Below are 22,075 nucleotides of genomic sequence, written 5' to 3'. Positions count from 1 at the left end.
CCTCGCGCACGCAACCCCGCAAGCCCACACGACAGCGTCGCGATGCGCACCTCTACGGCATGTTTCGCTCGCCAGCGCTCACGACGCGGCGCGGGACCACGCGCCGCGAGCGCGCGCCCGGCCGGGCCGGGGGCTCCTGGCCGCCGCGCGGCGGCCTCGCGCCTCCCGCACGCGGCCGAGGCGTCCGCGCTCCGGTCCCCGGCGCCTCCGGTCCGCGACGCGAGAAGCGCGGAGATCCGACCCGAGTTGAGGTAGGACTGCCGAAGCGGCCGTCTCTTCGCGGGCGCACGGTATCGAGGAGGGATGATGGCAAAAATTGCACTCGTCACGGGCGCGAACCAGGGCCTCGGCTACGCGATGGTCGCCCGGCTGTGCCAGGAGCTGCCGGCAGGGAGCACCGTGTACCTGGCGGCGCGGGATCCTGCGCGCGGCGAGGCGGCCGTGGCTCGCCTGCGCGAGGAAGGTCTGCAGCCGTCGCTGGCCCTGCTGGACGTGACCGACGACGCCAGCGTCCAGGCCCTGGCGGAGACGGTGGCGCGCCGCCACGGCGGGATCGACATCGTGCTCTCGAACGCGGCCGCGCGCATCGTGAAGGTCCTGCCGCAGGCGGCCCAGGTCCGCTCCCTCATCGACACGAACAACCACGGGACCTACCGGATGATCCGCGCCTTCGTGCCGCTGTTGCGCGACGGCGGGCGGTTCCTCGTGGTGGCGAGCTCCTTCGGCTCGCTGCGCAAGCTGGACTCGCGGCTTCACCACCACTTCGACCCTGACACGCGATCTCTCGAAGACATCGAGCGCGTCATGGACGAGTACGTGGAGCTGGTCGAGCGCGGCGAGGCGGAGGCCCACCACTGGCCGGCGTGGATCAACATCCCGTCCAAGATCGCGCAGGTCGCCTCGATGAAGGTCGTTGCGCGCCAGCAAAAGGACGAGGCGGCGCGCCGCGGGCTCCTCATCGCCGCGGTCTGCCCTGGGTTGGTGGACACCGAGGCGTCGCGTCCGTGGTTCGACGACATGTCGTCGGCGCAGTCGCCGATGGATGCCGCGAACGACGTCCTCTGGCTCTGCATGCAATCCGCAGGATCGTCAGCTCCCTATGGCGAGCTCGTGCAGCACCGTCGGATGATCCCGTGGATATGATGTGCCGAGGCGCCCCGGCGCCTCGACCCAGGTCGAGGCAGTCTCAGCCCGACCCAGGTTGGGACAACCCCTGTCTGGGAGAGCAACCCGAACCTGGGTCGGCTCGCCGCGCTGAATCGTTCAGCCTGGGTCGGGTCGCTGAGCTCGGCGGTGCTGGGCGCGCCAGGCAGCGGGGGTGACGCCGTGATGGCGCCGGAACAACCGCACGAAATGGCTCGGATCGGCGTAGCCGACGCGCTCGGCGATCACGTCGACATACTCGTCGGTCGCGAGGAGCCTGCGCCGCGCCTCGGCCAGACGCCCCTCCACGATCCACGCGACCACCGTGCGCCCCGTGGCCTGCTTGACCGCGGTGGTCACGTGGGCAGGCGTCCGGCGCACCGCCTCCGCGACCTCCTTCAAGGACAGGGGCCCGAGGCACCGGGCCTCGATCACGGCCAGCGCCTCCGCCACCATCGAAGGACGCTGCGCGGGCGCGGCCCCGACGCTGCCGCTCGCGCGCACGACCTCCGCGAGCACCAGCGCGAGCAGGCTCTCGGAGACCACCGGCAGCGCGCTCGCGGCCTGCTGCTCGCGCTCGATCTCCCGGAGCAGATCGAGCACGTACGCCTGCCGCGCCGCAGGCAGATCGACCACGGGCGACGCCCCGCGCCGGACGCGATCGAGCGGGGCGAGCAGGTCGCCGTAGCGCGCCGGATCGAGGCACGTCCGGCAGAAGCCGATCCCCCACACCTCCGCGTGGCTCGCGGACAGGACGCGGTGCGCGTCGCCAGCCGGGATGAGGTGGAGGTGCCCGGCCCGCAGCTCGAACTCGCCGCGATGCTCGACCCGCATGCGGCCTCCGACATGCAAGGCCAGGGCGACATACGTGTGGACCGCCGGGCTCTGCATCGGTCGCGCCGGATGACCGTGGCACACGTGCCGCATGAACCGGATCGGCGCGGGGTCGAGATCGTCGTGGCTCACCCGCGAAGCGTACCACCTTCATCGCGGCGTGCTCGCGGGGAGAGAGCGGCAACCGAAACGACGCCAAGTCCACCGAAAAGACGGCCAGGCACGCGCCCCGCTGACGGCGGCGGGAAGACGCTGCGCATCCCGTGCTCCCGGAGCCGGCCGCAGGCTCGCGTCACGCGCCTTCCGGGAGGGGAATGAACTCGACGTCATCGCCGGGGATCGTGGGGAAGCGGCCCTCGCGCCAGTCGGCCTTCGCTCGCTCGATGCGCTCCTTGGAGCTCGCCACGAAGTTCCAGTAGATGTGGCGAGGCCCGTCGAGCGGCGCGCCGCCGATGAGCATGAGGTTCGTCGCGCCGATCGCCTCCGCGGCGACGGCCGCGCGCGGACGGAGCACGATCATCGCGCCCGCGCCGAAGCGCTTGCCGTCGCACGCGATCGCCCCGTCGACCACGTAGACGGCGCGCTCCTCGTGCTCGTCGTCGATCGGCAGCGTCGCCCCGGCCTCGAGCCGAGCATGCACGTAGAGCGTCGGCGACAGGACCCCTGTGGGCGCCTTCGCGCCGTAGGCGGTCCCGGCGATGACGTGAAGCTCCGCGCCGTGGCGGCGCACGACGGGCATCGTCTGGCGCGGGTGATGCTCGAAGCGCGGCTCGATCTCCTCGTCTTGCTGCGGGAGCGCGACCCACGTCTGGATCCCGTGCATCCTGGCGCCGCGCGCCCGCACCTCCGGCGCGGTTCGCTCCGAGTGGACCACGCCGCGCCCCGCGACCATCCAGTTCACATCGCCCGGCCGGATCGGCTGCTCCGAGCCGATGCTGTCGCGATGCACGAACTCCCCTTCGAGGAGATACGTGATGGTCGCGAGCGCGATGTGCGGATGCGGCCGGACGTCGAGCCCCTGGCCCGGCGCGAAGTCGACGGGGCCCATGTGATCGAAGAAGAGAAAGGGCCCGACGTGACGTCGCTGCGCCGCCGGGAGCGACCTGCGCACCGTGAAGCCGCCCAGATCCCGCGGGCGCGGCTCGATCACGAGGTCGATGTTCGCGCTGTCGGCGCCCAGGCACTCCGGTTCCTTGTCGGGATATCGGCTCATCGAAAGCTCCTTGGTTCTCACGGCTCGTTCGAGGCGACGATCGCCCAGAGGAGCCCTCGATCGGTACCGTCTCGATCACCCACCGCGTCGCCCGAGCTCGCCCGCTCGCGGCTCGGGCAGCCCGCGGCCGCGGCCCGGAGCCGCGAGCGCCCGGCCTCCGCCGGCGGGCGGTGAAACGCGAGGTGGACCTTGAGCACATTCCTTCCATGGCGCCTGTGATCGTAGCGCTCAAGCTAGCGCCCCGGCACGCGGGGCCGCAATCCCGTTCTTCCTCGCGCGCGAGGTCACGGCCGACCTCGCCGGGCGAAGGGCGACGACGACTGTCGATCGATTGTCAATAGATCGTCGCATTCGCACGAGGGCGGATCGCTGATCCTTTATCCTCAGCGCCGCGCGTGCAGCCTGGATGGACGACAGAGACCTTGCGCGCTCGCCGCATTGCGCCGTGATGGTCGCAGTGCGACGCAACCACTTTTCAGACCGTATCCCGCGCAAAGATCAGCATCATCGATTATACTCCCCATCGATCCCGGGGCTCCGGCGAGGCGTGATCTTGCAAAATTCCGCCTCCGGAGGCCTCTCGTTTTCATGTGCGTCGTGCCGGCGTATCGCGCCTGGCACGCGCTCGAAGAGGAGTGGATTTATGAGATTGCCTACGATGGCCATAGCTTTGTCGATGGTGAGTTTGGCCAGCGCCGCATGCAGCGGGGTCCAGGGCAGCGGCGAGGGTGACGGAGGCTCCCCGAACAGCACCGGCAACGGTAACGACACCGGAACCGGCACCGGCACCGGCACCGGCTACGACGACACCTTTGGCAGCGGGAACGATCTGGGATCGAGCGGAAATTCCGGTGCAAGCAGCGCCAGCAGCGGCGGCTCGACGGCTGCGGGACAGGCGTGCGCCACCGAGACCTCCCAGGCCGGGTTCCAGCAGGTGTACCTCGCGTTCGCGTTCGACGTGTCGGGCAGCATGGGCGCGAACGACGTGGCCTGGCGCGATCGGTCGCTCAAGTGGGATCCCGTCGTCGCCGCGACGAAGCAATTCTTCGTGGATCCCGCCTCGGCCGGGTTCCGGGCGTCGCTCACGTTCTTCCCTGGCGCGCGGCAGATGTGCGACGCGAATACGTACTTGGCGCCGGACGTCGCGATGACGCCGCTGCCGTCTCCGGCGTTCGGCGAGGCGATCGATGCCGTCACGCCTCAGGACAACCGGAGCTGGCGCATCGGCACGCCGACGGCGTTCGTGATCGAGGGCACGACCGCGTACATCGAGGAGCAACGCCAGCAGAACCCCGGGAAATACGCGATCGTCCTCGTGACCGACGGCTATCCGGAGCAATGCCGCCAGTCGAACTCGATCGAGGCCGTCGTCGAGCGCGTCGACGCTGCGCGCACCGCCGGCATCTCGACGTTCGTGATCGGGGTCAACAGTCCGCCGGTGGAAGGCGCCCCGCCGAGCCTCGATGAGAACCTGCGCGTGATCGCGGCGGCGGGCGATACGGGAGAGGAGTTCATCATCGACACCGGCAACGCGGCGGACACCACGGCCGCGTTCAAGGCGGCCGTCGAGGAGATCCGCGGCGCTGCGGTCTCGTGCACGATCCCGATCCCGCCGCCCCCCGACGGGAGGACATTCGACAAGCAGAAGGTGGACGTGAAATACACGAGCGCCGCGACCAGCACCCCGACGTCGCTCGTGTACGATCAGGCCTGCGCGGCCGCGGGCACATGGCGCTACGACGATCCCGCGAACCCGACCGCGATCGTGCTCTGCGACGACACGTGCGCCGTGGTGCAAGCCCAGGTCGAGGTGTCTCTGGGCGTCGACTTCACCTGCGAAGACGTGATCGAAGTACCGCTGTGATCGGCAGCGCTCCCCGGCCGGCGCGGCCCCTTCCCCGGGGATTTCGCCGGCCGGGCGAGCCGGTCAGGGTGGACGCGCGACGGGTGAATCGAACTTCGACGAGCTCCCTCCGCGGAGGGAGCTCGCGCGGATCATCGCGTCAGCGTGACGTCAGGTCCCACCGCGACCCAGGAACTCCATGAGCCAGGCCATGGCCGGCCGCATGGTGCCGTTCGAATGCTGAATGCCGGTGTTGTCGCGCCATGTGGTGCCGACGATGTAGCCCCACAGGGTGATGCCCGGGACGGCGGGGTGATTCCAGAACATCGTGAACTGCTCCTCCATCACCCTCTTCTGCTGGTTGTCGTCCGCGATGCCGATATCGTACTCGGTGATGTACACGGGCTTGCCCAGCGCGGCGAGCTTGTCGATGTAGCCCTTGACGGTGCTGGTGTTGATCTTGTAAGCGTCGTGGGCCTGAGCGCCCAGCGCGTCGACCGGGGCGCCCGCGTCGATGACCGCCCTCGCGATCCGCACGAAGTTGTTGTGGTCGTTCTCGTATTCGATGTTGTTGTAGTCGTTGAGGATCAAGACCGCGCGCGGGCAGAACTCGCGAGCCCACTTGAACGAGTTGACGATCCAGTCCCAGCCGCTGGCGCCGTCGCCGCCGATGCCGTTCTTGTACGAGGGCGTGGTGTGGGGCGGCGGCTCGTTGACGACGTCGATGTACTTCGTATCGGGGTAGCGCTCGCAGAACGACTTCATCCAGTCCCGCACCGCCGCCTGCTGCTCCGACCCGGAGAGGCCCCCGACCCAGTTCGGTTGCTGGCTGCCCCACACGAAGACGTGGTGCTTGAAGATGATGTTGTTGTCCTTCGCGTACTTGTAGATCGCGTCGAGCTTGCTCCAGTCGCGACGGCCGCGGGAGCTCTCGACGGAGCCCCACTTGCCCTCGTTCTCGGGCGTGATCTGGTTCCAGTAGGTCGCGAAGCCGTTGCGCACGGCGCCGCTCGTCGTGATGTTGCCGACGAACTTCGCGGCAGGGGCCCCGCCGCCTCCGCCGGCCCCGTTGTCCTCACCGCCCGCCCCACCGCCGCCCGCGCTCGAACCGCCGGTCGTCGAAGAGCTGGTCGTCCCCGCCCCCCCGGTGCCGCTGGCGGCCGAGCTGCTGCTGCTGCTGCTCGTCGTCGGGCCAGCGCTGGTGCTGGTGCTGGTCGTGGTGCCCGCTCCCCCCTCGCCGTCCGCGCCCCCCTCGCCGCCGTCGCCCCCGCCGGAGCATCCAGAGAGAGTCGCGAGCCCGAGCGCGACCCACGTCGCGCCGCACAGCCATCGAGAAGAACGGTTCTTGGTCATGTTGGACTTCCGAGAGTTGAGCGATTGGGTTGGAGATTCCAGGAGCGAGAGAGCCGACCGACAGCGACGCGAGCCGGAGCGCACACGCTCAGCGATGCCCACGCCAGGAGCCCGGCGCCTACAATTCCCGCTACCGATGAAAGTGATCTGCGACATTCGCCTGAAAACGCCTACGCTTGGCGTTTTTCTCGAGAAGAAACATGCAGTGCTATTGGCTCCTTGCGCCAACACAGCAACTTTGCACCTGAAGGCGAACGTGACGGCGAGCCGGAACCTGGTTGGGGTGCGCGGACGCAGCCGACTGGGCGGGGGGCGGCTGTCCTGACCCAGGTTGAGGTACCGGGAGGTCGTGGCGCAGGTTGAGGCCGCTGGCGCTGGAGGGCGCTGGTCGCTGGCCTCGACGGACCCTTCCGACTTGCGCCGCCGAGACGGTCCGTACAAGGTGGTCCGCGCCATGGCCGAGTTGAACCGTTCGCAGATCGAGCACTTCATCACCCAGGGCTTCGTCCGCATCGACGCGGCGTTCCCCCGGACCCTCGCCGATGAGGCCCGCGCCATCCTGTGGCGCGACACGGGCATGACCCCGGACGACCCCAAGACCTGGACGAAGCCGGTGGTTCGACTCGGGCACTACGGCCAGCGACCCTTCGCCGAGGCCGCGAACACCCCGGTGCTCCGCGCCGCGCTCGATCAACTGGTCGGCAGCGGGCGCTGGCAGCCGCCCGCCGTCCTCGGCACGTTCCCCATCCGCTTCCCGTCGCCCCTCGACCCGGGGGACGCGGGCTGGCACATCGACGTGAGCTTCGGCACCGAGGCCCCCGACTTCATGGAGTGGCGCGCGAACGTCAGGTCGCGCGGCCGCGCGCTGCTCATGCTTTTTCTCTTCTCGGATGTCGGGGACGACGACGCGCCCACGCGCATCCGAGCGGGGTCGCACCTCGACATCGCGCGGCAGCTGGCGCCGGCCGGCGAGCCGGGGTTGACCTTGCGTGAGCTGGCCGCGAACGGCTTCGCGGAGACGGCGCATCGGCCGCAGGTGCTCGCGACGGGCGACGCGGGGACGGTCTACCTGTGCCACCCGTTCCTCGTCCACACCGCGCAGCCCCACCGCGGCGCGCGCCCCCGCTTCATGGCTCAGCCCCCCTTGCTCCCGACCGAGCCGCTCCAGCTCGAACGCGAGCGCGGCGACTACTCACCCGTCGAGCAAGCCATCCGCCTGGCGCTGAGCGGCGCGGCGACCATCGATCCGACCCAGGTCAAGCCCGCCGGATAGGCTGGCTCGCCCTCTAACCGCGCGGCCTTCGTGCGTAGAGGAAGCGCGCGTAGCCGAGCTCCGCGGCGTTCTTCGTGAGCTCGACGTTGGCCCACGCGACGACGTCGCCGAACGGCCGGTCCTGGAAGGGCCACCGCGTCCGCCGCGTCGAGCGCAGGTCGTCGTCGGTGGCCCGCTCGATCGCCGCCCGCCACTGCTCCTGAAGCCCCCCGAGCCACGCGCGCACGCCGTCGGCATCGCCAGGCCAGGTCACGTCCTCGCGCGCGAGGGCTCCGCCGCCGAACGAGTGGTCGAGCACCATGGACCACCAGAACCCGAGATGCCACGTCACCCAGGCGATGCTCGGCGGGCCGAGGTCGTATCCCTCGTGCTCCGGCCAGTCGGCGCGCCACGTTCCATCGTCGGTCCGACGAACGTGCAATCCCTCGTCAGCCGGGCGCCACAAGCACTCTTCGGTCGTGAGCCCGTCGAGGTGGAAGCTGGTGAGCTGCCACGCTATCTCGAGCTGCCGGATCAAGTAGCCCCGAGCCTCGCCGGCCACGGGCGGAGGCGGGACCTCGGGGCTGTCGCGTCTCATGGCCCCAGCCTAGCACGGCCGCCCGCCGAGGACCGAGGGGGCTCACGGCCCGAGATAGGCCCTCCGCACTTCCTCCTTCTTTGCCAGCTCGCTCGGATGGTTCCGGCCCCCCCTGCCACAGCTCACGCGACGGTCCGCTCGGGAAAGTCGATCTGCTCCCACCGGTTTCCGGTCATGGTCGCGCGCTGCTCGGCGTGGCCATTGAGCTCGTGGGGATAACCGAGCGAGACCGCGCTGACCTGGTCCAGGCGACGGAGGCTCGCGTCGTCGAGCGCGAGCGCCGCGGCGCCGAGGTTCTCGTCGAGCTGAGCGCGGGTCCGCGGCCCAAGGACGGGGATCACGCCCCTCGCGGCCGCCCAGGCGATCGCGACCTGACCCGGGCTCGCGCCCAGGTCGTCCGCGACGGCGACGAGCGCGTCGAGCACGGGGCCGTGGCGCGCGGGCTCGTCGTGCAGCACGCTCGCCTTCAGATCGGTCGCGCGGCCGCGCTCTCCCTTCCGGTACTTGCCGGTCAGGAGGCCGCCGGCCATCGGTGACCACCCCATCACGCCGAGGCCCAGCGCGTCCGCCATCGGCAGGAGCTCGCGCTCCGTGGTGCGCTGGAGCAGGCTGTATTCGACCTGGATCGCGGCGAGCGGGGACGAGCCGCGGAGATCGCCGGCCTTCACGCCCATGGCGACGCGCCAGGCCGGGAAGTTCGAGAGCCCGCCGTAGACGATCTTGCCGGCCCGCACGAGGTCGTCGAGCCCGCGCACGATCTCGTCGATGGGGGTCACGCCGTCGTCCATGTGAACGAAATAGAGATCGATGCGGTCCGTCTTCAACCGTACGAGGCTCTCCTCGACGGCCTGCACCATGGCCTTGCGGTTGTTCCCGAGCCGGGCCAGCGCCGGCGCCGGACCGGCGCCGCGGCTGAACTTGGACGCGATGACGAGGTCGTTCCGATACGGGGCGACGATCTCGCCGATCAGCCGCTCGGCCTCGCCGTGCTGATAATTGTCGGCGGTATCGATGAAGTTGCCGCCCGCCTCGACATAGCCCTGCAGGATGGTCCGCACCTCTTCCGGCGCGGCGCCGTAGCCCCACGCCCTCCCGAACATCCCGGTGCCCAGACACAACGCGGAGACCTTGAGGCCGGTACGCCGGCCGAGAATCTTGTAGCGCATCGAGAGCTCCTCACCGCGGGAATGACGCCCTCCGCGGCCGACGTAGACCTGACGGTCACGGCCGCTTATGCTCACGCGGTGACCGCACCGTACGCCTCACGGCCTGGAGCATCCATGTCGAATGCGCCGGTTTTCTGGTCCAAAACGCCACGCGAGCGAGGTAGATGTGGATGTTCTCACCGAGATCATGGCGCTGCTCCGGACCCAGGGGCACCTCTACGGCAGGCTCGAGCTCACGGCCCCGTTCGGGCTCCAGTTTCCGGGCAGGAAGGGCATCTGTCTCATCGTGACCCGCGGCTCCTGCTTCCTCGGCGTCGACGAGCAGGCGCTCGTGCCGCTCGTCGGCGGCGATTTCGTCTTCCTGCCCGCGCCCGAGGCGTATTCGCTCCGGAGCAGCCCCAGGGCGCGCCTGCGCGCGGCAGAGGGCGTGACGCCGCCGGAGGCGTTCTACCGGTCGCGGCTGATCGCGCACGGCGGCGGCGGCGCGCCCGTCACCGTGATCGCCGGGTGCTTCACCTTCGCCTCGCCCGAGAGCGAGCTCCTGGTCAGGCATCTTCCGCCGATCATCCACCTCGCGGCGTCGGACGCGCACGCGGCGCCCTGGTTCCAGTCGACGCTCCAGTTCATCGCCGCCGAGATCGCGCAGGGCCTGCCCGGGTCGCCCGCGGTCGTGGACCGGCTCGCCGAGGTGCTCTTCGTCCAGGCGATGCGCACGCGCATCCAGGCGTCGCTTCCGGCCGGGAGCCAGAGCTGGCTCCGGGCGCTCGGCGACCCGCAGATCGGCGAGGCGCTGCGGCAGATGCACGCGGCGCCGGGCCGCGCGTGGACGGTGCCGGAGCTCGCGCGCGTCGCATCGATGTCCCGCTCGGCGTTCGCCGCGCGGTTTCGCGAGCTCGTCGGGGAGACGCCGCTCGATCACCTGACGCAGTGGCGGATGGTGCGGGCCGCGAGCATGATGCGCGAGAACCGGCCGATGAAGCTCGCGGCGATCGCGACGGCGGTCGGCTACGAGTCGGAGAGCTCGTTCGGCAAGGTGTTCCGGCGCGTCATGGGCATGTCGCCGGGGCGCTACCGTCGGAAGCATCGGTTTGACGAGGAGCGAGCGGATTGACAGGTCCGGCTGGCTCCTCGGGCGGCGGGAATTCGTCGAGGCGAACGCGCTCGGTCATCCTCGGCGCACGCTTCACGGCCCCCGCGCCGCGCGCGCTCCGGCCGGCCGGCTCTGGCCGCCAAAAGAAAACCGCCCGCAGGGCCAGGCCTGCGGGCGGTCGTCACGATCTGCGGCTCGGTCTACTTGAGACGAGCCAGCATATCGACCTTCTCCTTGTCGAGCTCGGTCCAGGTGCCCCAGCCCGTCTTGTCGGCGTCGGTGTACTTGTGGCCGTAGATGCCGCCCGTATCACCCGACTCGGGGTTGATGGACCAGTAGGTGAAGTCCGTCATCCCCTTCTTGATCAGGTAGTCCGTGTACATGTTCTGCCACTCCCAGTCGTAGCGCTTGCCGGCAGGCAAGTGCGCCCACAGCTGGGCCAGCCCCGGATCCATCTCGTTCTTCGGCCAGTCCTTCACGCCGCCGAACTCGCCGGTGATCACGCAGAACTTCTCGTCGTGGAGGAACCCGAAGTGCTCGTCCCACTGCTTTGCCAGCCTCTCGACGGCCGCCGGGTTGGAGCGTTCGATGTCCAGCCCGCACTTGGCCTTGGCGGCCTCTTCGTCCTCGAGCCCGGCGCACCCGGCCTGGGACTGATCGACGTGCTGCTTCTGAACGAACACCGCAGGCCCGTAGGTGTGGGGCGAGAAGCAGAGCCGATCCTTGGGGATCTGGATCGGGTAGGCGTGCTGCCCGAAGAAGTTCTCACCCCAGTTCGGGTTGAGGTTCTCATCGCCGTGGGGCTCCGGCTCCGACGTCAGGCCGCTGGTGCCCTCCGGCTGGTAGCTGCCGGACACGCCCTGGACAACGGCGATCATGTCGTCGTTCTCCTCTTTGATGACGTCGTAGCACGCCTTGGCCATATCTGCCCACTTGGCCCAGGAGTACTTCCACGGCTCGTTGAAGCAGTCGACACCGATGACGTTCTTGATGTTGAGCTCCTTGGGCAGCCGCGCGATCGTGCGGATGTCCGCGAGCCACTTCTCCATGCTGTAGGCGTCCTCGCCCATCGTGCAGTTGTAGGCGTCCGCCTTGTAATCGTAGTTCTCGCGATTGCTGTCGACGTAGGGCGGGGCATCGTCGAGCCTGCCCGCGCGCCACCCGAGGTGGTTCGAGCAGGAGTGGATGCCGATGATGACGTTCAGGTTGTTCTTGTTGGCCTGGACGAGGAAGTCCTCGAGCGCCTTGCGGGCGTTCGCGTACGGGTAGACCTTCTCGTTGTTGTTCCTGATCCGGGGCGAGGTCCTGCTGTAGTCGCCGTCCGGGTGATTGGCGACCAGGGTCTGCGGCGCGATCGGAAGCCGGATCGTGTTGAACTTGAGAGCAGAGCTCGTGAGCTCCTTCATCGTCTGCTCGATCGTGCGCGGGCTGGCGTTCTCCACCCACCACATCGCCCCGATGAAGAGCTCCATGGCGCCGGGACGCTCGAGATCGTCTTGTCCCTCGAGCCCGAACCAGTTGCCGCCGCGAACCTGGATCGCCGTGCCGTCCTGCGTCAGGCGGCCCTCGGCGTTGACCCGGAATCGGCCGGGCGGCGAGCCATCCGTCGCCGGCGTGGGATCCCCGTTCGGGTTGGTGGAGCCGCCGCCGCCGCCGCCGGCGCCCGTCCCCGTGGGCATGCCAGCGCCAACGCCGCTGCTGGTGGGGGTGCCAGCGCCAACGCCGCTGCTGGTGGGGGTGCCAGCGCCAACGCCGCTGCTGGTGGGGCTGCCTGCGCCCACGCCCGCGCTCGCGCCCGCGCCACCCGAGCCCGCGGTGTCACCGCTGGCACCGCTCGAGCTGTCACCGCCGCAGCCGATGGCCAGCAGGCCGGCGATGGAAAAGGAACACAAGAAGATATGGCTTCCTCGGATTCTCATAGCTCCGCTCTTTCGTTAAGCTCGAACTCAGCGCACGGCACACGGCTCCGAGCGTCCACGCCCCCGTGATTCAACCGCAAGCCAATCCAATCTAAAGGCTTGGTCGCGCTCGAAGTCGACCCTGTGCAGAATTCGCAGACAGGCAACACCGACGGGTTGCCAACCGGGGCTGTACACTACCCGCCATAAAACAAGGGGTCAAGATGGGATGTGCCCCGCCATGCGGGCATGGCTGGATAATTATCGACAGAGTGTCGCTTTCCCACGAGGGTGGATCTCTTCATGCCCTCATCGATCCGACGAGCGCACGCAGCAGGGCACTCCCTACGGCCTGGCCTCGCGGAGCTTGACTTTCGGATCGGTCACGAATTTCCCGGGCGTCGGCGCGCCGACATAATGCCCTGTGTCAAGATTTCGCGCCATCATGATGCTCCGTGTCAAACCCTGGGAAACGGCGTGTCAATGCGACGGTCGCGGCGGCGGTTGCCCTCTGTCGAGGGCCTTGTCGGCGCCGGGGGGACCGCCATCGTGCGCTTCGCCGTCATGCGGGGCGCTGGTAGCGGTGCTCCTGCGTGAGCCCGCCGTAGCCGTAGGCGCTGGCGCGCAGGTCCGCGATATGGATGTAGGAGTGCTCCGCCACCTCGCCCAGGAGCTCGCGCATCGCCCCGTGGACCGCCTTCAGGTAGGCCGCCTTCTCGGCCTTCGTGTTGGTCTCGTCGGTGATGCTGACCATCCAGTGATACGAGCGCGCGCCCTGCTGCGACAGCGCGCGCCCGGCGACGAACCAGCGCGATGGCTCGATGAAGTCGATCACCACCGCCGGCGCGCTCGCGGCGTGGGCCAAGGCGGCCTGACGCCTCGTCGGCCGACGCTCCTCGAGGGCGCGGCGCCCCGGCCGGCGTGACACGGCACCCCTCTTCTTGACTTGACGCGGCGCTCGGGAGGAGAACCATGGGGCTCGTCCTGTATCGGCTCGAACTCGCCGCGAGCCGGCCGATCGCCGTTGACATCAGCCATGTTAACGTTCACATTTTGGCCTCGAAGGGGGTCCTCTGGCGCGTCGCTCCCGATGAATGGATGCGCACTTGGACCTTGTCATCGACGACGGCGCGATGGGTATCACCGGCGAGGGGTCGTGAGGCGAAAGCGATGAAATCGAGCTGGAGGCTGCGCGTTTCATGCCTGGTGGCGCTCTGCGCTTGCGGCGAGGCACCGGGCAGCGGCACGACGACGGACAGCGGCAGTGCGTCCGAGGGCGGCCACCTCGCGGCCGGCGGCTCAGCAGGCGACGGAGCCGGAGGCACCGGCAGTCCAGGCTCGGGCGGCGCGGGCCAGGGCGGCTCTGCCGGCGCGGGCGCCGGGGGTGCTTTCGTGCCCGGCGGCGCTGGAGGAGGCGGCCCCGCGTACGTCCTCGATTGCGGCACGAACGGCGTGGCCATCGAGAGCGCGGGCCCGCCTGAGAACCGCGTCAACTACGTCATCATCGGCGACGGCTACGACGCCACGGCCGTGAACACCACGTACATCGAGCACATCGAGGCGGCGATGGCCCTGCGCTTCAGCAGCCCGATCGGCGAGCCGTACAGCAGGTATCGAAAGTTCGTCAACATCTGCGCCATCAAGCTGGTCAGCCCCTCGAACGGCGTCCCAGGCGTGCTCGGTTGCACCGGCGACGACGAGAGCCGCCTCGCAGACTGCAATACCCGCGCGGCGGACGACGCGCTCGCGGCGAATCTCCCCGACGACTTCGAGGTCGACTGGCACGCCATCGTGCTGAACAACGATCGCTGGTGGAACACGGGCTCGTCCTGGATGCTCTGGTCGGGCGCGCATCCGGAGGCTCCCGGCGCGGCCCTGCACGAAGGCGGCCACGGCTTTCATCAGCTCGCCGACGAGTATTGCGCCAAGGCGACCGGCTCGGGCTGCGGCGCGAACACGTGCGGCGGCAGCGGCACCGAGTACGTCGAGGTGAACTCGACGGCCGACTGCACGACGACGGCGGGCAAATGGGACAAGTGGCTGGGCTACGACGCCGCCGACTCCACGGGCCTCCAGGGCACCTTCGTCGGCAGCCGCTACGTCGACGGCGGGCAGTATCGCCCGTCGTCGAACTCGATGATGAACAGCCTGTTCGGAGGCCACAAGAACACGAGCTTCAACCCGGTCTCGCGCGAGAAGATGATCATGGATATCTGGATGCGCGTCAGGCCGATCGACTCGACCGATCCGCCCGCTGGCGCCGTCACCGCCCCGGCGACGCTCGCGGTCAACGTGATCGATCCCGAGGTCATCAGCGTCGATTGGACGCTCGACGGCGAGGTGATCGCGACCGACGGCGGCCCCGTCTACAACGTCGCCGCGGCGGGCCTCGCTCGGGGCACGCACACGATCGTCGCCAGGGCCTACGACAATGTCGGCGAAGAGTGGGTGCGCTACCGCAGCGGCGAGTGCCTCGACCCGCCGCCGTCGACGAACCCCAGGTACTACGATCCCTGCTGGGGCCGCGACAACTGGCCCCGCTCGCAGGAGACGGTGACGTGGACGGTGACGATTCCATGAGGTCGACGCGCAGGCGATGGGCCGTGGCCGCGCTGGCGCTCCTCGGCGGGGCGCTGTGGCTCGTCGATCGCTCGCGAGAGCCCGATGGACGACGGCCGCCCTCGTCCCGGCAGGAAGCGTCGCAGGAGGAGACGCCGCGCGAGGCGGCGTCGCGCCGCACGACGAGCGAGCCGCCCGCGCTGGCCGGCAGCGCCCAGCTCGCCGCGGCGGCCCTCGACCTGGCCGTCATCGGGCCGAGCCCCGACGACCGGCACGACGGCCCCGCTCACCCTCACCCCATCACGCCGCGTCACCTCGAGATGCAGCACGAAAACGGTCTGATCGCGCTGCTGAACGACGCGATGAGCGCGCGGAACGGCGCGCGCATGCGCGAGCTCGTGCACGAGTATCGTCGCACGCACCCCGGGGACCCGAGCCGGCTCCAGGACGGCTACGAGATCATCGCCGGGTGCCTCGAGGCGCCCGGCGAGGCGTCGAGAGCGGCGGCGGAGGGCTACTACGCCGAGCACCGCGCCTCGACCGTGAGGCGCTTCGTGCGCGCGATCTGCCTCGAAGGCGGTTGAAGGACGCCCGCCCTCCCCGGCGCAGCTGCCGGCGGCCTCAGGACGATTTTCCGAAGGAGCGGCGTCGGTGGCGGCATGCAGAAAGGGCCACCGGGAGCGCCCTCGATCGATTGCGCACTTTTCCACCGCCCCGGTAGCGAAACGCATCCGTCAGGGCCGGCCTCGCGTGCGACTGGACGATTCCACTCGATCGCCTCGGAGCCGGCGGACATCGCCAGAAAGAGGTGCAGTGGATGGAATCGCAATCGAGAGCTTCACGGAGCGATCGTCAGCAGGCGCGTCCGGCCGAGCGCAGGCGCCCTGTGCCCCTCGGCGGGAGGGCCGGCGTCGTCCTGCGGGCTCGCGGCCTCCGCCTCGCGTGGCTGGGCGTCGTCCTCGTCATGTCCGTCGTGTGCCCCGGGAGCGAGGGCTTCGCCGCGACGACCGACTTCACCGTTTAATACGCCAACTACGATGCAGCCGCCCCGAACGACACGATCGCCGAGGCTGGCATCCGGCTGCGCAACAACACCACGGCGACGGTGCCGCTGAGCAGCATCGTCGTGCGGTACTGGCTCAAGAAGAACGGCGCCGCGACCGTGACCCCCGCGTGCTGGTGGTGGAGCCCGTCCTGCAGCAACATCACGCTGGCGACCGGGAGCGTCTCCTCGAGCGGCGCCGACAGCTACGTGGAGATCCGCTTCTCGAGCAGCGCCGGGAGCCTCGCCCCGGGGGCCACCACCCAGCCGATCGACCTCGGGATCCAGTTCGGCGTCAACGTCGATGAGACCGACGACTACTCGTACAGCAGCCAGACCAACTTCGCCAGCTGGAGCCGGATCACCGTGCACGACGCCGGCTCGGCGCCCACGGGCGGCCTGCGCGGCGGGACTCCGCCGAGCGGCAGCGTGTCGACGCCGGCGGCGCCGGCGGCGCTGACGGCGACGGCGGTGAGCTCGAGCGCGATCGCCCTGAGCTGGTCGGCGAGCAGCGGGGCGACGAGCTACAGCGTGTACCGGTCGACCACGCCGGGATTCGCGCCGGCGGCGGGCAACCGGATCGCCTCCGGGGTGACGTCGACCAGCTACAACAGCACCGGCCTGTCGGCGTCCACCGCCTACCATTACAAGGTCACGGCCTCGAGCGCGGGGGGCGAGTCGGGGGCGTCCCCTCAGGCGAGCGCGACGACGCCCGCCGGAAGCGCTGTCGTGGCGGAGCTCTTCGACGACTTCAGCTACACGGGCACGGGCGACAGCAGCTTTCGCTCCTGGTGGTCGCTGCGGAGCTGGTCGGGCGGGCCCGGCGTGAGCGGCGCGCAGTGGCTGCCGTCCAACGTCTCGCTGGTCGCCGATCCGGCGAACGGGGCGAACAAGCTGATGCGGCTCAAGGCGACCACGAACGGCGCGGCGGCGGGGAGCTCGCATGCGGAGGTCATGTCCACGTCGAGGAAGTTCCGGCTGGGCACGTACGCCGCCCGGGTGAAGTTCTACGATACGCCGCTGTCGGGCGCGCGCCTCTTCGGCGACAAGCCGATCGAGACGTTCTTCACGATCACCGAGTATGTCGACGGCGACCCGGACTACTCGGAGCAGGATTTCGAGTACATGCCGAACGGCGGCTGGGGGCAGGGCAACACCAGCACGATGTGGCTGACCTCGTGGGAGACGACGACCGACAAGACGTCGAGCCTCGTGTCCGGGAGCCACGACGGCTGGCATACGCTTGTAATTCAGATCACCAGCACATCGATCACGTACTACATCGACGGGGTGGCGAGGGTGACGCACGCGTCCAGGTTCGTCCCGGAGGAGGGTCAGTACCTGAGCTTCCAGGTCTGGTTCGACCAGCTCGACGCGGCCCAGGGCAGCTCGCGCACGTACCACGAGGACGCGGACTGGGTGTACTTCGCCAAGGACGCGATCCTGTCGCCCGCCGAGGTCGACGCGAAGATCGCCGGCTTCCGAAGCTCGTCGGTCACCCGCAAGGACACGGTGCCGTGAGCGGGTGACCCCAACCTGGGTCGGGCCGCCCTCGGGCGCCCGCAGCGCCTCCACATCGCCACACTGAGACACTCCGCGACACCGGCGCGAGCCGCCCGTCGGCATACGGCCTCAGGCATACGCCGCGAACATCGCGTCCCGTATCTGGCACATGGCCTGCTGTCCTGGCACATGGCTTGCTACCAGCGAGCGGAAACCGAGCATGGTCGAGACGCATCCACCCTCCATGTCCACTCGCTTCGACAGCCTGATCACGCGCCTGCGCAGCGCATGGAAACCCATCAAGCAACCCACCGCCCCGCGCGCGTACCGGTGCCAGTGCGCGAGGCCGGTGTTCTTCCGCAACAGCGAATGCCTGGCCTGCAAGACGCCGCTCGGCTACGAGCCCGAGCGCGCCCAGGTGCTGCCGCTGAAGCCCGGGCCGACCGAGGGCACCTGGCAGCTCTGGAACGACACGGCGGCCCCGCCGCGCCTCTATCGACGCTGCGGCAACTTCGACCTGGCGTCGGGCTGCAACTGGCTCGTCCCGGCGGCGGCCGAGGCCCCCGCGCTCTGCGCCGCGTGCCGGCTCAACCGCACCATTCCCGATCTCAACGTCGCCGAGCACCAGGCGCTGTGGCGCCGCATCGAGACGGCCAAGCGACGGCTCGTGTCACAGCTCCTCGCGCTGAACCTGCCGGTGAAGTCCAAGGTCGGCGAGGACCCGGAGCACGGCCTCTGCTTCGACTTCCTCGCCTCGCCGCCGGATGGGCCCAGGGTGATGACCGGCCACGCCGACGGCGTCATCACCCTGAACATCGAGGAGGCGGACGACGCCACGCGCGAGCGCATCCGCGCCGCGATGCGCGAGCCCTACCGCACGCTGCTCGGGCACTTCCGGCACGAGATCGGCCATTACTACTGGGACCGCCTGGTGCGCGACACCGGATGGCTCGCGCCGTTCCGGGAGCTGTTCGGCGACGAGCAGCAGGACTACGCCGCCGCGCTGAAGGCCAACTACGAGCAGGGCCCGCCCGCCGACTGGCCGCAGCGCTTCGTCAGCGCCTACGCCAGCATGCACCCGTGGGAAGACTGGGCCGAGACCTGGGCCCACTACCTCCACATGGTCGACACCGTGGACACGGCCCTCAGCTTCGGCATCGACGCCGACGAGGTGGAGCTCGACGCCGAGCCCTGGGGCGCCGACGCGCTGTGGCGGCCGGACGATCCAGGGGCCGCGAGCTTCCTCGGCTTCCTGAACGCCTGGGTGGAGCTGACGGCCGTGCTCAACGAGATGTCGCGCAGCATGGGCCAGCACGACTTCTACCCGTTCGTGATGCCGCGCCCCGCCGTGGCCAAGCTTCAGTTCATCCACCTCGTCGTGAACGGAGCCCTCGCCGCGACCCAGACCGCCGCCGCGACCCAGACCGCCGCGATCCACGCAGCCGCCGCGACGCCGCCCGCCGCTATACCAGCGCCTTGGGCCAGGTGAACGAGAAGGCCGCGCCGCGCCCGAGGTCCGAGTCGAGGGCGACGGCGCCGCCGCTGCTCTCGACGATCTTCTTCACGAGCGCGAGCCCGACCCCCGTGCCCTCCGACCGGTCCCGCGCCTCCAGCGTCTGGAAGATGATGAACACCTTGTCGTGGAAGCGCGGCGCGATGCCAGGGCCGTTGTCCTCCACCGTGAAGCGCCAGTGCGAGCCGGCGTCCGCGCACGAGACCACCGCGCGGCCGTTCCCCTTGTCGCGGTGGTGCTTGATGGCGTTGCCGATGAGGTTCATGAAGACCTGCTGGAGCAGCGCGCGCTCCGCGACGACGCTGGGCAGCGGGCCGGCGATCTCGACGCGGAAGCCCCCCGGCGGCGACAGGAGATCCACCACCTCCTCGACGAGCGGGCCCACGGCGACCACCTCGGTGGGCACGCGGATGCGACCGACGCGCGAGTACGCGAGGATGGCGTCGATGAGCGCGTCCATGCGCTGCACGCGGATGCGCAGGAGCTCCAGGTTCCGCTTGGACAAGTCGCTGAGGCGCTCGCCCTCGTCGTCCTCGATCCACTGCGAGAGGTTCGCGATGCCCCGCAGCGGCGCCTTGAGATCGTGCGACGTGATGTAGGCGAACTGGTCGAGCTCGCGGTTCATGCGCTGCAGCGCCTCCGTGAGCCTGGCCAGCTCGTCCGCGCGCTGGCGCAGCGCGAGCTCCGCGTTCATGCGCTCCGTCACGTCGGTGCACGCGCCCGTCATCGTGAGCGGCCTGCCCTCGGCGTCGCGGAGCATGCGGCCGCGATCGAGCAGCCAGTGGACGCTGCCGTCGGGCCACACCACGCGGAACTCCAGGTCGAAGTCGGCGCCGTCGTGCACGCAGCGATCGAGCGCCTCGAAGACGCGCTCCCGGTCGTCGGGGTGGACGAGGCTCGTGAACTGGTCGATGTGGCGCGCGGTGGTGCCCACCGGAAGGCCGAAGAGCCGATCGAGGTTCTCGTCCCAGTCGAGCTCGTTCGTGGCCGGGATCCAGCGGAACGTGCCCGTCGCCGAGGCGTCGAGCGCCGCGCGGAGGCGCTCCTCCTTCTCCTGGAGCGCCCGCTGCGCCTGCCGCTGCTCGGTGATGTCGTGGCACGTGCCGAGCAGCCGCGCCGGCGCGCCGTCGGGCGCGCGCTCGACCTCCGTGCGCGCGTGGATCCAGCGCGTCGCGCCGTCGGGCCGCACGATGCGGTACGTCATCTCGCCCGAGCCGGCCTGCCAGAGCAGCGCCTCGAGGTCGGCGGCGACGCGCGCCCTGTCCTCCGGGTGGACGCAGGCGATGGCGGCGTCGGGCCGGACGCCGCTGCTCTCGCGCGGCAGGCCGTGGATGCGGAGCTGCTCCTCGGACCAGTCGAGCTTGCCCGCGGCGACGTCCCACGACCAGCTCCCGAGGTGCGCGACCTCCTGCGCCTTCGCGAGCTGCTCGCGACTCTCGCGCAGCGCGCGCTCCGCGCGGGCGCGCTCGATGGCGATGGCGGCGAGGCGCGTCGCGACGCGGACGACCTCGTCGTCGGCGGGGGTCGGCGCGCCGGGCGCGGACCGGTACACGGCCCAGGTGCCGAGCACCTCGCCCCTCGAGGAGACGATGGGGGTGGACCAGCAGGCGCGCAGCCCGAGCGGCAGGGCGAGCTGGCGGAAGTCGGCCCAGAGCGGATCTGTCGCGATGTCCTCCACGATGACCGGCGCGCGGCGGTGGGCGGCGGTGCCGCACGAGCCCGCGCACGGGCCGACGAGGATCCCGTGCACCGCCTTGTTGTACGACGCCGGCAGGCTCGGCGCCGCGCCGTGGAGGAGGCGGCGGCCGTCCTCGCTCGCGAGCAGCACGGTGAAGCGGCGGCCCGCCGAGAGCTCCTCGGCGTCGCGGCACAGCACCTCGAGCGTCTCCTCGATGCCATGGTGGAGGGCGATCATCTCGAGCACCTTGCGCTGCCACCCGAGGAGGATCTGCTGCCGGCGCTGCAGGGTGGCGTCCATCATCGAGCCGATCATGCGGACGGCCTTGCCGGTCGCGTCGCGCAGCACGACGCCGCGGTCGTAGATGTACGCGTACTCGCCGTCGGCGCGGCGGAAGCGGTACTCGCCGCTCCACGCCGTCGCGGTGCCGTCGATGGCGTCGTGGATGCTGCGCGAGACGCGCTCGATATCGTCGGGGTGGATGCGGCCCGTCCAGCTCTCGGGCCCCGGCTCGAGGTCGTCGAGCCGGTAGCCGAAGGTGCGCTCGAAGTTCTCGTTCCACCAGACCGTGCCGGCGGTGAAGTCCCAGTCCCAGATGGTGTCGTTCGTGGCCTTGGCGAGGAGGTGGAAGCGCTGATCGCTGAGGCGCAGCATGTCCTGCGCCAACCGGCGCGGCGTCACGTCCTCGAGCGCGCCCTCGTAGCGCGCGACGCGCCCGGTCGCGTCGCGGATGGCGCGCGCGGTGATGCTGACCCACAGGCGCGTCCCGTCGAGGCGCACGAACTCGACCTCGTATCCGTGGACGGCGCCCTCCTGGTCGAGGGTGCGCATGATCTCCTGCCGCTGCCGCTGGTCGGCGTAGAAGCCCGGGACGGGCAGGTCGAGGAACCGCGTGTGGTCCGCGTAGCCGAGGAGGCGCGCGAACGCGCGGTTCGCGTCGATGAAGCGCCCCTCGGGCGTGGTCGTGAACAGCGCGACCGGGCACCCGGCGTAGAACGACGAGAGACGATCCTCGGGGGAGAGCGGGGCGAGCTCTACCTCGGCGCTCGCCTTCTCGGTGCGGGTCGCGGCGTTGGGTGGGCTGATGCGGAGGTCGTCGTTCATCCGGGGGTCCTCGCGGCGGGACACCTACCTTTGAGGGCACGCTCGCACGGGCGCAAGCGCCATGCGCTCCGCCGCGTCATTCGGCGCACGTCCCGGCGCACTGCCGCGCCCGCCGCGCCGCGCCCGCCCACCCCGCGCGATCGCGGGCGCACACCCGGCCACGGCATGCTCGCTGCTCATCGCTCATCCGCAGACGGCGCCGAGCGACTTCGCGCGACGGCCCGATGTGCCGAATGGCCCCGGCGCGAACACCCCATGTCCCGCCGAAGGACGCCGGCGTGAGGCC

The 22,075-nt window shown here is 70.0% G+C and carries 18 protein-coding genes and 1 pseudogene; 10 read left to right on the top strand and 9 right to left on the bottom strand.

What is annotated here, in order from left to right:
- The first annotated feature begins 306 nt into the window (after nucleotides 1-306).
- Nucleotides 307-1,143, top strand: a complete 837-nt coding sequence (locus NQZ70_RS21005; protein ID WP_129575800.1) for an SDR family NAD(P)-dependent oxidoreductase — start codon at nucleotides 307-309, stop codon at nucleotides 1,141-1,143.
- A gap of 120 nt (nucleotides 1,144-1,263) precedes the next feature.
- On the opposite strand, the gene NQZ70_RS21000 is transcribed toward NQZ70_RS21005, so the two are convergent.
- From NQZ70_RS21000 to NQZ70_RS20990, 3 genes are all read right to left on the bottom strand, one after another.
- On the bottom strand, nucleotides 1,264-2,109 hold the full coding sequence (locus NQZ70_RS21000; protein ID WP_129575799.1) for an AraC family transcriptional regulator: 846 nt from the start codon (nucleotides 2,107-2,109) through the stop codon (nucleotides 1,264-1,266).
- A 160-nt stretch (nucleotides 2,110-2,269) separates the two neighbouring features.
- Complete coding sequence (locus NQZ70_RS20995; RefSeq protein ID WP_129575798.1) at nucleotides 2,270-3,190, bottom strand: pirin family protein; 921 nt, start codon at nucleotides 3,188-3,190, stop codon at nucleotides 2,270-2,272.
- 17 nt (nucleotides 3,191-3,207) lie between these two features.
- Nucleotides 3,208-3,387 (bottom strand): hypothetical protein, encoded by a 180-nt coding sequence (locus NQZ70_RS20990; protein WP_129575797.1) that lies wholly within the window; start codon nucleotides 3,385-3,387, stop codon nucleotides 3,208-3,210.
- Between the two features lie 479 nt (nucleotides 3,388-3,866).
- Between NQZ70_RS20990 and NQZ70_RS20985 the strand changes: the two genes are divergently transcribed.
- On the top strand, nucleotides 3,867-5,054 hold the full coding sequence (locus NQZ70_RS20985; protein WP_129575796.1) for a vWA domain-containing protein: 1,188 nt from the start codon (nucleotides 3,867-3,869) through the stop codon (nucleotides 5,052-5,054).
- Between the two features lie 150 nt (nucleotides 5,055-5,204).
- Here NQZ70_RS20985 and NQZ70_RS20980 read toward each other — a convergent pair whose 3' ends face one another.
- Entirely contained in the window at nucleotides 5,205-6,386 is a 1,182-nt protein-coding gene (locus tag NQZ70_RS20980; RefSeq protein WP_129575795.1) for an endo-1,4-beta-xylanase, read from the bottom strand.
- A 454-nt stretch (nucleotides 6,387-6,840) separates the two neighbouring features.
- Between NQZ70_RS20980 and NQZ70_RS20975 the strand changes: the two genes are divergently transcribed.
- On the top strand, nucleotides 6,841-7,659 hold the full coding sequence (locus NQZ70_RS20975; protein WP_129575794.1) for a phytanoyl-CoA dioxygenase family protein: 819 nt from the start codon (nucleotides 6,841-6,843) through the stop codon (nucleotides 7,657-7,659).
- 13 nt (nucleotides 7,660-7,672) lie between these two features.
- Here the strand turns inward: NQZ70_RS20975 and NQZ70_RS20970 are convergent, their stop codons facing one another.
- Both NQZ70_RS20970 and NQZ70_RS20965 read right to left on the bottom strand, forming a co-directional pair.
- Nucleotides 7,673-8,236 (bottom strand): DinB family protein, encoded by a 564-nt coding sequence (locus NQZ70_RS20970; RefSeq protein ID WP_129575793.1) that lies wholly within the window; start codon nucleotides 8,234-8,236, stop codon nucleotides 7,673-7,675.
- 122 nt (nucleotides 8,237-8,358) lie between these two features.
- Nucleotides 8,359-9,402, bottom strand: coding sequence for an aldo/keto reductase (locus NQZ70_RS20965; RefSeq protein WP_129575792.1), 1,044 nt, complete (start codon nucleotides 9,400-9,402; stop codon nucleotides 8,359-8,361).
- Nucleotides 9,403-9,568: 166 nt separating this feature from the next.
- On the opposite strand from NQZ70_RS20965, the gene NQZ70_RS20960 reads away from it, so the two are divergent.
- Nucleotides 9,569-10,513, top strand: coding sequence for an AraC family transcriptional regulator (locus NQZ70_RS20960; RefSeq protein ID WP_129575791.1), 945 nt, complete (start codon nucleotides 9,569-9,571; stop codon nucleotides 10,511-10,513).
- Nucleotides 10,514-10,692: 179 nt separating this feature from the next.
- Here NQZ70_RS20960 and NQZ70_RS20955 read toward each other — a convergent pair whose 3' ends face one another.
- Both NQZ70_RS20955 and NQZ70_RS20950 read right to left on the bottom strand, forming a co-directional pair.
- On the bottom strand, nucleotides 10,693-12,171 hold the full coding sequence (locus NQZ70_RS20955) for a glycoside hydrolase family 5 protein (protein ID WP_129575790.1): 1,479 nt from the start codon (nucleotides 12,169-12,171) through the stop codon (nucleotides 10,693-10,695).
- Between the two features lie 781 nt (nucleotides 12,172-12,952).
- Complete coding sequence (locus NQZ70_RS20950) at nucleotides 12,953-13,255, bottom strand: 4-oxalocrotonate tautomerase (protein WP_207217907.1); 303 nt, start codon at nucleotides 13,253-13,255, stop codon at nucleotides 12,953-12,955.
- A 305-nt stretch (nucleotides 13,256-13,560) separates the two neighbouring features.
- Between NQZ70_RS20950 and NQZ70_RS20945 the strand changes: the two genes are divergently transcribed.
- The 6 genes and pseudogenes from NQZ70_RS20945 to NQZ70_RS20920 all read left to right on the top strand — a co-directional run bounded on the left by NQZ70_RS20945 (nucleotide 13,561) and on the right by NQZ70_RS20920 (nucleotide 18,983).
- The gene (locus tag NQZ70_RS20945; protein WP_165374077.1) at nucleotides 13,561-14,970 is read left to right on the top strand and encodes a M64 family metallopeptidase; all 1,410 of its coding nucleotides are present in this window, start codon (nucleotides 13,561-13,563) and stop codon (nucleotides 14,968-14,970) included.
- Nucleotides 14,967-15,533, top strand: a complete 567-nt coding sequence (locus NQZ70_RS20940; RefSeq protein WP_129575787.1) for a hypothetical protein — start codon at nucleotides 14,967-14,969, stop codon at nucleotides 15,531-15,533. The genes NQZ70_RS20945 and NQZ70_RS20940 overlap by 4 nt, the downstream gene beginning before the upstream one ends.
- Nucleotides 15,534-15,766: 233 nt before the next feature.
- The gene (locus NQZ70_RS20935; RefSeq protein WP_129575786.1) at nucleotides 15,767-15,973 is read left to right on the top strand and encodes a hypothetical protein; all 207 of its coding nucleotides are present in this window, start codon (nucleotides 15,767-15,769) and stop codon (nucleotides 15,971-15,973) included.
- Nucleotides 15,974-15,991: 18 nt separating this feature from the next.
- Nucleotides 15,992-16,198: pseudogene (locus NQZ70_RS20930) on the top strand (cellulose binding domain-containing protein); the annotation flags it as partial.
- A 3-nt stretch (nucleotides 16,199-16,201) separates the two neighbouring features.
- On the top strand, nucleotides 16,202-17,512 hold the full coding sequence (locus tag NQZ70_RS20925; RefSeq protein ID WP_324293061.1) for a fibronectin type III domain-containing protein: 1,311 nt from the start codon (nucleotides 16,202-16,204) through the stop codon (nucleotides 17,510-17,512).
- A gap of 226 nt (nucleotides 17,513-17,738) precedes the next feature.
- On the top strand, nucleotides 17,739-18,983 hold the full coding sequence (locus tag NQZ70_RS20920; protein WP_237245473.1) for a putative zinc-binding metallopeptidase: 1,245 nt from the start codon (nucleotides 17,739-17,741) through the stop codon (nucleotides 18,981-18,983).
- Here the strand turns inward: NQZ70_RS20920 and NQZ70_RS20915 are convergent.
- On the bottom strand, nucleotides 18,958-21,789 hold the full coding sequence (locus NQZ70_RS20915; protein ID WP_129575784.1) for a PAS domain-containing protein: 2,832 nt from the start codon (nucleotides 21,787-21,789) through the stop codon (nucleotides 18,958-18,960). The two genes, NQZ70_RS20920 and NQZ70_RS20915, sit on opposite strands and share 26 nt — an antisense overlap.
- Nucleotides 21,790-22,075 lie beyond the last annotated feature (286 nt).

The organism is Sorangium sp. So ce836, assembly GCF_028553905.1.
Taxonomy (GTDB): Bacteria; Myxococcota_A; Polyangia; order Polyangiales; family Polyangiaceae; genus Sorangium; species Sorangium cellulosum_D.
This window is presented reverse-complemented; position numbering and strand designations above follow the sequence as displayed.

Coding starts and splice junctions, on each gene's coding strand:
- NQZ70_RS21005 (WP_129575800.1), top strand. CDS start 307: ATGGCAAAAATTGCACTCGTCACGGGCGCGAACCAGGGCCTCGGCTAC.
- NQZ70_RS20995 (WP_129575798.1), bottom strand. CDS start 3,190: ATGAGCCGATATCCCGACAAGGAACCGGAGTGCCTGGGCGCCGACAGC.
- NQZ70_RS20985 (WP_129575796.1), top strand. CDS start 3,867: ATGGTGAGTTTGGCCAGCGCCGCATGCAGCGGGGTCCAGGGCAGCGGC.
- NQZ70_RS20980 (WP_129575795.1), bottom strand. CDS start 6,386: ATGACCAAGAACCGTTCTTCTCGATGGCTGTGCGGCGCGACGTGGGTC.
- NQZ70_RS20975 (WP_129575794.1), top strand. CDS start 6,841: ATGGCCGAGTTGAACCGTTCGCAGATCGAGCACTTCATCACCCAGGGC.
- NQZ70_RS20970 (WP_129575793.1), bottom strand. CDS start 8,236: ATGAGACGCGACAGCCCCGAGGTCCCGCCTCCGCCCGTGGCCGGCGAG.
- NQZ70_RS20965 (WP_129575792.1), bottom strand. CDS start 9,402: ATGCGCTACAAGATTCTCGGCCGGCGTACCGGCCTCAAGGTCTCCGCG.
- NQZ70_RS20955 (WP_129575790.1), bottom strand. CDS start 12,171: ATGCCCACGGGGACGGGCGCCGGCGGCGGCGGCGGCGGCTCCACCAAC.
- NQZ70_RS20945 (WP_165374077.1), top strand. CDS start 13,561: ATGAAATCGAGCTGGAGGCTGCGCGTTTCATGCCTGGTGGCGCTCTGC.
- NQZ70_RS20940 (WP_129575787.1), top strand. CDS start 14,967: ATGAGGTCGACGCGCAGGCGATGGGCCGTGGCCGCGCTGGCGCTCCTC.
- NQZ70_RS20935 (WP_129575786.1), top strand. CDS start 15,767: ATGGAATCGCAATCGAGAGCTTCACGGAGCGATCGTCAGCAGGCGCGT.
- NQZ70_RS20920 (WP_237245473.1), top strand. CDS start 17,739: ATGTCCACTCGCTTCGACAGCCTGATCACGCGCCTGCGCAGCGCATGG.
- NQZ70_RS20915 (WP_129575784.1), bottom strand. CDS start 21,789: ATGAACGACGACCTCCGCATCAGCCCACCCAACGCCGCGACCCGCACC.